At 69.8% G+C, this 8,423-nt stretch carries 9 protein-coding genes; all 9 read right to left on the minus strand.

Annotated features, from left to right (window positions below):
* Positions 1-336: 336 nt before the first annotated feature.
* The gene (locus QR77_RS49870) at positions 337-1,170 is read right to left on the minus strand and encodes an MFS transporter (RefSeq protein ID WP_107069020.1); all 834 of its coding nucleotides are present in this window, start codon (positions 1,168-1,170) and stop codon (positions 337-339) included.
* A 74-nt stretch (positions 1,171-1,244) separates the two neighbouring features.
* Positions 1,245-1,649 (minus strand): MFS transporter, encoded by a 405-nt coding sequence (locus QR77_RS49875; RefSeq protein ID WP_078877508.1) that lies wholly within the window; start codon positions 1,647-1,649, stop codon positions 1,245-1,247.
* An 83-nt stretch (positions 1,650-1,732) separates the two neighbouring features.
* Positions 1,733-2,302, minus strand: a complete 570-nt coding sequence (locus QR77_RS34565) for a flavin reductase family protein (protein WP_063798114.1) — start codon at positions 2,300-2,302, stop codon at positions 1,733-1,735.
* Positions 2,303-2,327: 25 nt separating this feature from the next.
* A complete protein-coding gene (locus QR77_RS34570) occupies positions 2,328-3,881 on the minus strand; it encodes an amino acid adenylation domain-containing protein (protein WP_040025962.1) in 1,554 nt (517 codons plus the stop codon).
* Positions 3,878-4,840 (minus strand): hypothetical protein, encoded by a 963-nt coding sequence (locus tag QR77_RS34575; protein WP_040025963.1) that lies wholly within the window; start codon positions 4,838-4,840, stop codon positions 3,878-3,880. The genes QR77_RS34570 and QR77_RS34575 overlap by 4 nt, the downstream gene beginning before the upstream one ends.
* 1 nt (position 4,841) lies before the next feature.
* Complete coding sequence (locus QR77_RS34580) at positions 4,842-5,531, minus strand: 4'-phosphopantetheinyl transferase superfamily protein (RefSeq protein WP_052489790.1); 690 nt, start codon at positions 5,529-5,531, stop codon at positions 4,842-4,844.
* A gap of 38 nt (positions 5,532-5,569) precedes the next feature.
* The gene (locus QR77_RS34585; RefSeq protein WP_040025964.1) at positions 5,570-6,760 is read right to left on the minus strand and encodes an acyl-CoA dehydrogenase family protein; all 1,191 of its coding nucleotides are present in this window, start codon (positions 6,758-6,760) and stop codon (positions 5,570-5,572) included.
* Positions 6,753-7,973 (minus strand): acyl-CoA dehydrogenase family protein, encoded by a 1,221-nt coding sequence (locus QR77_RS34590; protein ID WP_078877510.1) that lies wholly within the window; start codon positions 7,971-7,973, stop codon positions 6,753-6,755. The genes QR77_RS34585 and QR77_RS34590 overlap by 8 nt, the downstream gene beginning before the upstream one ends.
* Positions 7,974-8,004: 31 nt before the next feature.
* The gene (locus QR77_RS34595; RefSeq protein WP_347359808.1) at positions 8,005-8,277 is read right to left on the minus strand and encodes an acyl carrier protein; all 273 of its coding nucleotides are present in this window, start codon (positions 8,275-8,277) and stop codon (positions 8,005-8,007) included.
* Positions 8,278-8,423 lie beyond the last annotated feature (146 nt).

Consider the following 8,423-nt stretch of genomic DNA (forward strand, 5'->3'; position numbering starts at 1 on the left):
CCGGGCGTGCGTCATCAGCTCCTGGTCGCCCCCGTGCCAAGCCAGCCTTGCACGCTGATTCACTTCCAGTCGAGCCCCGCATGGGTGCCGCATTGCGGACGCATAGCGCGCGCGCATGGCGGGCGCATAAGGGCACTTCGATGGTGTCTCGGGTGAATTGCGAAACCTGTGCACGCGGGAACGACGGCCGTGCCGGGACCGGCCCGCACCGCATCACACAGAACACCGCCCGGCCGAGCGGCCCTCAACAATTCACGAATACGTCAAATGTAAAGGGCGGCGCGGCAACGGGCCGGTTCACAGGGCCGGTTCACAGGGCCGGTTCACAGGGCCGGTTCACCGACCCGATGAACCGGGTGTCTCGGTCGAGACTTTCAGCGTGGGAACCGATGTGGCTTCGGGGAGGAGCGCGGCGGCCTCCCGCTCGCCGGCGATGCCGATGGTTCCGTCCGGGAAGCGCTTGACCGAACGTACGCCCGGCAGCAGGTTCATCAGCAGGCACGGTGTGCCGATGAGAGCCGCGGCGGCCAGCAGGGTCGTGCGCATCCCGAGGAACTCGGCGACCGGAGCGGCGGCGGCGTATCCGGCGGGCATGGCGATCAACGAGATCATCCAGTCCAGCGAGCTGACGCGGGCCAGCATCTCCTCAGGAAAGAGCTGCTGCTGAGTGGTCGCCAGAACCTCGCCGACAAGCGAGGTCATGACGAAGGCCACGGCGACGCCGAGAGCGATGACGTAGAGCGGGGCGGGGGGAGCGAGCAGAGCCAGTGGGGCGATGCCGATCACCGCGGCAGCGTTCGTGGTGACCAACGGGCGGCGCGGCCGGTAGCGCAGCGCGGCCAGCCCGCCGACGATGGAGCCCACCGAACCGGTGATCATGATCACGCTCCAGGAGGTGGCTCCGCCGTGGCCCTGCTGCATCACGACCGGGCCCAGGACGAAGAAGAACGCTATCGCGAAGTTCCACACGCCCCAGCAGAGCAGGTTGGCCAGATACCAGCGGCGCTGGGCCACCACCAACCAGCCGTCGCGCAGGTCCGCGAAGAAGTGCTGCTTCTCCAGCCGCCGCACCTGCCTGCGCAGGTGCATTCGGGAGATCAGCACGAAACTCAGCAGGAAGCTGAGGGAGTTGACGAGGATCGCGATGCCTGGACTGGATACCGCCAGCAGCGGCGAGGGCCGGGCCGAGCACCTTGGTGGTGCTGTCGGTCAGGCCGAGCAGGGCGTTCGCCGGCTGCAGTTGGTCAGCGCCGACGAGCTCGGGCAGCCGGGGTGAAGAAGGCGAAGGCCATGCCGGCGATCGTGTAGGTGACGGCGAACTGCCAGACCGCCGCCTGACCCAGGAAGATCATCACGGCGAGCAGGCCGTAGCAGACCGCCTGGACGGCGTCGGCCACCATCAGCACCGTCTTGCGGGACAGCCGGTCCGCCCAGACCCCTCCCACCGGCAGCATCGCCACCTGGCCGACCGCCTGGCAGGTCAACACCGTGCCGACATTCAGGGCGGTGCCGCCTGAGCGCAGGATGGCGAAGACCACGGTCACCGGTATCAGGGCATTGCCCATGGCGGAGATGGAGCGCGCGGTCCACAGGAGTCGGTAGGGGCGGTCCCGCAGTGTGCTCAACGATTTGGGCAGAGGAATGGGCATGGGGGGCCCTACTTTCTGAGTGAGAGGGTTTCGCGGAACTGCTCAGGGCTCGCGGAGAAACAACACGCCGATATTGCCGACCGTCATGCCATTCCCCCACCTCCGGCGTCTCCGCCGGAACCGCGGTGCGCGAGGCAGGCGGGATCGAGGTCGGCGGGATCGGGGCCGGCGGGGTACTGCTCATCTCCGTACAGGACGGTCGCCGGTGTGTCGTTGACCTGGGTCCACTCCGCGGTGCCCGCGATCAGCGTGTGGTCCAGGAGTGACACCGTTTCCCGCACGGTGCAGACCACGGCGACCGAAGCGCCTGTCAGTACGGGTACGCCGCCCACCCCGTGCCACGGCACGCCCGCGAACCGCTCCGCCTGGGTGCCCGTGGCGAACTGCGCCACCAGCCGTCGATCCGTCCAGGAGAGGACGTTCACCGCGAAGCGCCCCTCCGACCGGATGTGAGCCAGTGTCCGGCTCGCGGTGGTCAGGGACAGGAGCACACTGGGCGGATCCACCGACAGGGACATGACCGCGTTGGCAGTACACCCGACAGGTCCGGCCGTGGTGATGACGGTGACACCGGTCGGCAGTCGGGAGATCGCATGACGGTAGTCCTCGGCGGAGACGCTCAGACGGCTCGGTAAGCGGTCCTCGGTCTTCATCGCGCTCCTTTCGGCTGTGCGGCGGCTATCCGCGCCGACCGGCGATCATGGCGGCCACGGTCTTCCGGTCGATCTTCCCGTTGATGTTCAGGGGGAGTTCGTCGAACACGGTGACGCTTCGCGGGATCATGTACTCGGGTATGCGGGAGCGCAGGTCTGACAGGATCTGTTCCGGCTGAGGATCCGGACCGGTGCAAATCGCCTCCAGGGACAGGTCGCCGAGAGTGTCCGGGACCGCGATCACGATCGCGTCGCGTACCCCCGATTGTTCGCGCAACAGGGCCTCGATCTCACCCAGTTCGATCCGATAGCCGCGAATCTTCACCTGCTGGTCCATCCGCCCCAGGTGAGTCAGGTGGCCGTCCCGCCGGGTGACTCGGTCACCTGTGCGGTACCAGTGGTCGTCGGTGATCGGCGCGTCCCCGGAGTGGGGGACCGAGGTGCCGGTGGCGCCGTCGTGCAGCAGGAACCGGTCCGCGTTGTTCCGCGGGTCCAGATAGCCGGGGAACCGCTGGGGGCCGCGTACGACCAGTTCGCCGTCGTCGGCGGGACGTCCTTCGGCGTCGAGCACCAGATGGGCGAGTCCTGGATACAGGGCCCCGATGGGGACCGTGCCGTTGGCCGGGCGGGGCCACTCCGCGACGTCCCTGGGCAGTCGGAACTCGGCGCAACTGATGGTCAGTTCGGTCGGCCCGTAAAGATTCTCCAGGGTGCTCTTCGGCGCGGCCGCGGCCCACGCCTCCGCCTGCTGCAACGTCAAGGGTTCACCGCAGAACAGACTCCAGCGCAGGGCCGGCAGGCACCCCGGCTTCAGTGCCCGCATCCGGCGGGCGAAGGACACCAGGGACGGCACGGAGAACCAGTGGGTGAGCCCCGCTTCCGCTGCCCACCGAACCGGCGCCATCAGGTCACGCCGCGTGGGAACGACCAAGGTGGCGCCGCTGCCCCAGGCGGCGAACATGTCGAATACCGACAGGTCGAAAGTGAGGTCGAAGGTCTGGGACACCCGGCTCCCGGGCCCCAACTCGTAGCGCGGTATGACGTGTGAGAGATACGCGGAGACATTGCTGTGCCGGATGGGCACGCCCTTGGGCGTGCCTGTCGAACCGGAGGTGAACAGCACATACGCGATGCTCTCGGGCCCGGCCGGCCCCGGAGCGGGAATGCCGTTCCCGTCCGCTGTCGTCGGCGTACGCGTGAGGGGCACGACCGGAGCCGGCAAGGCAAGTGCCTTGGTTTCCTGGCCGGTTGCCTCCGCGAGGACGAGGTCCAGGTCGCCGGCCGTGACGATCGCGGCGTTCCGTGCGGCCGGGAACGCCGGGTTGAGCGGGACGACCGTGGCGCCCAGGAGCTGCACCGCGAGATAGCCGGCGTACGCGAGGACACCGCGCTCGGCCAGCAGCCCGACTCGCCGCGGCACCCCGTCGGCCGCGGTGATCAGCCCCGCCGCTATGCGCTCGGCCGCCTCGTGAAGTTCTTGGTAGGTCAGGCGGTCTGCCCCGACTTCGAGGGCCATATGGTCGGGAAACTCCGCGACGGAGGCGGCGAACGACTCGTACAAAGTACGGATCACGGTCATCCCTTCCCAGGTGCGACGGCGCTCGACTTCTCGGTGGCACGGATCAGATCGGTGAACGCCTCCTCGACCAGACCGGTGCGCGGCCGGCCGCGCGCCGCGGACAGGGCCGCGATGCGCAGTATCTTGGGGAGCTCTTGCCAGGCCCCCGTCTCGGAAGCGGCCACTTCGGGATCCAGCGAGCCGTCCGAGACCAGGACCGCGTTCCGGTGCGAGTAATGGCGTGCGGCGGCCCACAAGTCGTCCGTGTAGCGAGCGGTCGCCACCGGGTCGGCGAGCAACGTCGCGAGGATGTGGGACAGCACCGCTACCGGCTCGAACAGCCACTGTCCGTCGTCCGGCACGTCGTTACGCGGGTCTCGCACGGGCGCGCGGTCGGCTCGGGTGCGTACGAGCCAGCGGTAGTGGCTCATGGGCGGTACGGCCGTGGCCCCGCCGAGGGCCAGGCGGTCCCTGCGGGGCACCTCGGGCCCGAACTCCCTGACCGGCGAAAGGGCTTGGGCGAGCTCGGCGTCGTCCAGCCATCCCAGGAACGGCTCCTGTTCGCCGTGTGGGGTGAGCGCGGCGAAGTCGTCGGCCACCTTCCAGGAGCCGTCGCGCCGTCCGCCGATCAAGATCCAGTGTGGGGCGGCGGCCCGACCGTATCCAGGTGCCCACTCGATGTGCTCGGTGTTGGCGACAGCCAACACCCGGCCTCGGGCCCCCAGTTCGGCGAGCAGCCCTTCCCTGGTCGTATCCCAGTCGGCGGCACCTTGATAGGCAAGCTCTCCGCCGTCCGCGGTGATGTCGATCCGGGTGTGGTGTGAGAAGGCCAGCTCGCCGGCGGGCAGATCGGTGCGCACCGCCAACCGTGTCGCCTCGGCGAAACGGCGCGGCACATCGGGGATCTCCGCTGCCAGACAGCAGACCAGGCTGGTCGTGTAGCAGCTCAACTGCGGCGGATTCGCTAGGGCTTCAAACACATCAGCACTCCAGGTCGGCGGGCGAGGTGTCGCTCAGACCCCTGGCATCGGGGTCTTCGCGAAGGGTGAAGGCACAGCTCAGCGGGATCGGGGAGCTGTCGCGCAGACTGGCCCACCGGTACCGGCCCCAACGGCCGTGACGGTGGCCGGGTGTCACGGCGATGGTCCAGGGGCGGCCGGCGAGACCGGTGCCCGCCGCCTTGACGCACGACTCCTGGACGGTCCAGATCCAGGCGAGTTCGCGTGCCAGCTCCGGCGCGGACAGCCCCTCCAGTTGTGCGGCGTGCCCCTTCAAACAGCGCCTGAGCATCCCTTCGTACGGTTCGTCGGGCGGGAGTTGCACGTCGACGCCGACACGGCGGCCCGGTGCCACAGCCGCGGCGCTGAGGCCGCCGTCGTGCGAGATGCTCACGCCGACGTCCGGATGCCCTGCCAGACAGGGGCGTCCCCGTACGCCGGGGCGGACCGCCGCGTCCGCGAGGTCGGGGCGCACCTCGCTGAGGAGCCGGCGTAGGGTCGCTCGCCCCGCCAGGAACCTTTCGGCCCGCCACGACGGAAGGCTTTCCGCCTGGGCGAGATCGTCCCGGTGGAGCTCTGCCGCGTCCCTCGCCGTCCGATCGGAGCGGCACAGGACCCACACTCCGTCCATGACCTCGTACCGCCCACGGTCACCGGGTTTCTCGGTTCGCATCGCCACCCTCGGGGACTCCTCGTCCGGCCCTGTCGCTCTCATACCCGTAGCTCCGCCAGGAGCTGTTCGGACATGTCGGCCACACCGGCGAGCATCAACTCGGTGACACCCCCGCCGATGCCGAGGACGCCGGCTTCCGCGCGGATCGCCTGCGCGCCGCCCGCGGCGAAGCCGTCGGCTCCCTGGAGCTGGGCGCACCGGGCGAGCACGGTGTCGACCGTCAGTCCGACGGCGGACTTCAACAGGGTCCCGGCCGACAGGTTCTGCCCTTGTACGGCGGTCTCGGCGAGGCTGTCGCAGAGCGCTCGCAGTTGGGCGACGCGTACCAGGCACTCGGCGAAGCCCTGGCGAACGACCGCGTTGTGCCACAGCGGCTCTCCGTCGACGGTCCGCTGTCGAAGGCGCTCGCGGGTGTCCGCGAGAACCCGCCCGGTGAGCGCGACGGCCCACTGTGCCCCGGCGAGCCGCTCCGTACTCATGTGCCGGGCGAATACGGCCATGCCACGACCGTTTCTGCCGATCAGGTGATCAGCCGGCAGGCGTACCGAGTCGAACTCGATGTGCCCGGTCGCCGAGTTCGCGAGCAGGCTGGTCGCCGCGGTTCGCACGGTCACGCCTGCCGTCTTCGCCGGTACCAGGGCCCAACTGAAGTTGGTGAAATGCGGGCCAGGGCGGTGCCGGCCCAGGACCAACAGGTACTCGGCGCTGCCGGCGTTGGTCACCCAGCGTTTGCCGCCGTGGACCACCAGTTCGTCGCCTTCTATCCGTACCTCTGTGCCGAGCCCGCTGAGATCGGAGCCGGCGGCCGCCTCGTCAGTGGCGGCCAGCGCCACCTGGGCGGTCCCCGCCAAGGCGTCTTCATACGCGGCCGCCACGGGAGAAGCCGCAGCCGACGCGGGGCCCGACCGGCCCGACCGGCCGGACGGGCCGGACCGGCCGGAGCCGAGGATCGGCAGTGCGCTGGCCGCCTGCACCAGCACGCTGAGCGTCGCCCCGTTGTCTCCGCGCGCGTCGACAGCTCCGAGCAGAGCGCCCAGGTGTGCCGGATCCGCCACCGGGCCAAGGGCGTTGTCGCTCCGATACAGCATGGACAAGGCGTCGGCCGCCCCGAGCGCGCGCCACACGGCGGGAGCCGGAGCGTCGGCCGGAACGTTCTCCAGCGCTTGCGAGACCAGCTTCTGATAGCCGGCCGGCGATGTCTCTCGGTAAGCGGATGCCAGGTCAGACAAACCGCACCTCGGGATCGAGAAGGGCGAGCTTGCCGTCCGCCAGGTGCAGGCGGTCGTTGCTGTAGTTCAAGGACGCGGAGCGCAGGTCCCGTAGCGCGTGTTCGAGGCGGGTCGGGGAGCCCTTGAGATAGCCGTGCCGCATGCCGACCGCTTCGATGAGGCCGTCGACGACCGCGAAGCACTCCTCGGCGGCCGTGATCTTCAGCGCGTTCAACTGGAGCTGGATCTTCGGCAGGCTCAGATCGGGGCTCCTGCTGACCGTCCGCTCCGTCTGCGCGAGCAGGGCGTGCACGGTGTCCAGACGCCTGCGTGCCTGGGACAGCCTGGTCAGGAGCAGTTCGGAGCCGAGGTCTACCCGGTTGCGGTTCTCCGGCGAGCGCAGCATCCGCAGGACCCGGGAGAGCGCGCCGGCCGCGGTGCCCAGCCAGGACGCCGACCAGCTCAGGTGCGCCATCGGGCCGAACAGCGAGGTGACGATCGCCCGGAAGTCGCCCTGGGCGCCCACCACATGGTGCTCAGGCACCCTGCCGCGCAGGCGCAGTGCGACGCTGTGGCTGGCCCGCATGCCCAGCGGCTGCCAGTCGCCGGTCTGCTCGATGGTGAGCTGGTCGCGGTGCGCGTAGACGAGCGACACCTGATTCGGCGACGTGGCGCCCGGCGCGAGCATGGTCACCAGGAAGCCGTCGGCGTGCGCGCCGCCGGTGACGATGGGCGCGAACCGGTCCACGTCCAGTTCGTCGCCCCTGGCGTCGAGGGCCGCCTCGGCGGTGAGCAGGTGGCCGCCCTTGCCCGCCTCGGTGGTGACCGAGGCGAGGTAGATCTTGCCTGCGGCGACCTGGGGCAGCAGTTCGGTGCGCAGCCGCTCGTTGCCGTGGCTGACCACCGCCGCGGTCTGCTGGCAGTGCATGGCGAAGATCATCGCCACGGACATGTCGGTACGTCCGAGCGACGTGCACGCTTCGATCAGGTCCCGGAGACCCCCGCCGAGCCCGCCGTACTCGACCGGCACCAGCAGCCCCAGTAGCCCGGTCCTGCGCATCTCGTCCATCGCTTCGACGGGGAAGACGGCCTCGCGGTCGGTCCGGTCCAGGTGCTCGGCGGACACGGCGGCGACCCGGTCGGTCAGTTCGGTCAGCCGTCCGGTCAGCTCGGCCGGCCGCCCTGGCGCGAGCGGACCCGCGACGACCGCGGGTCCGGATGCGATCGCGTTCATGTGCGCTCCCTGGTTCGGCGGGCGTGGCCGGTCATCGGGCGCTCGCCGGCCGGCCCGCTTCCGAGGCCGCGCTGATCACGTTCCACAGGTTGCCGGCGGTGGCGAAGGTCGCGTCGTTCATGGCCTCGTCGGGCAGCACCACGGCGAACGTGTCCTCGATGGCGAAGAGCAGTTCGATGGCTTGCATCGAGTCCAGACCCAGCTCCCGCAACGAGGTCTCGGGGGTGATCTCCTGGTCGCCGAGGAACTTGAGGAAGGGGGTGAGCAGGTCGGTGAAGCGGGGGTCCATCGAGTGGGGGTCCATCAGTTCACTCCAGAGGTCGGATCGGGCGCTGCGGAAACAGGGGCGCGGGTCAGTGACACCCGGGTCGTCACCGGGGCGGTGCCGGGCCGGTCGCTGTCGACCACGGCCTCAGCGGGCAGCGGGTGGCCGAGGAAGCCGATGAGGCT

This window comes from Streptomyces sp. 150FB, assembly GCF_000818195.1.
Classification (GTDB): Bacteria; Actinomycetota; Actinomycetes; order Streptomycetales; family Streptomycetaceae; genus Streptomyces.

Coding starts and splice junctions, on each gene's coding strand:
- QR77_RS34595 (WP_347359808.1), bottom strand. CDS start 8,277: ATGGACCCCCACTCGATGGACCCCCGCTTCACCGACCTGCTCACCCCC.
- QR77_RS34565 (WP_063798114.1), bottom strand. CDS start 2,302: ATGAAGACCGAGGACCGCTTACCGAGCCGTCTGAGCGTCTCCGCCGAG.
- QR77_RS49875 (WP_078877508.1), bottom strand. CDS start 1,649: ATGCCCATTCCTCTGCCCAAATCGTTGAGCACACTGCGGGACCGCCCC.
- QR77_RS34580 (WP_052489790.1), bottom strand. CDS start 5,531: ATGCGAACCGAGAAACCCGGTGACCGTGGGCGGTACGAGGTCATGGAC.
- QR77_RS34570 (WP_040025962.1), bottom strand. CDS start 3,881: ATGACCGTGATCCGTACTTTGTACGAGTCGTTCGCCGCCTCCGTCGCG.
- QR77_RS34590 (WP_078877510.1), bottom strand. CDS start 7,973: ATGAACGCGATCGCATCCGGACCCGCGGTCGTCGCGGGTCCGCTCGCG.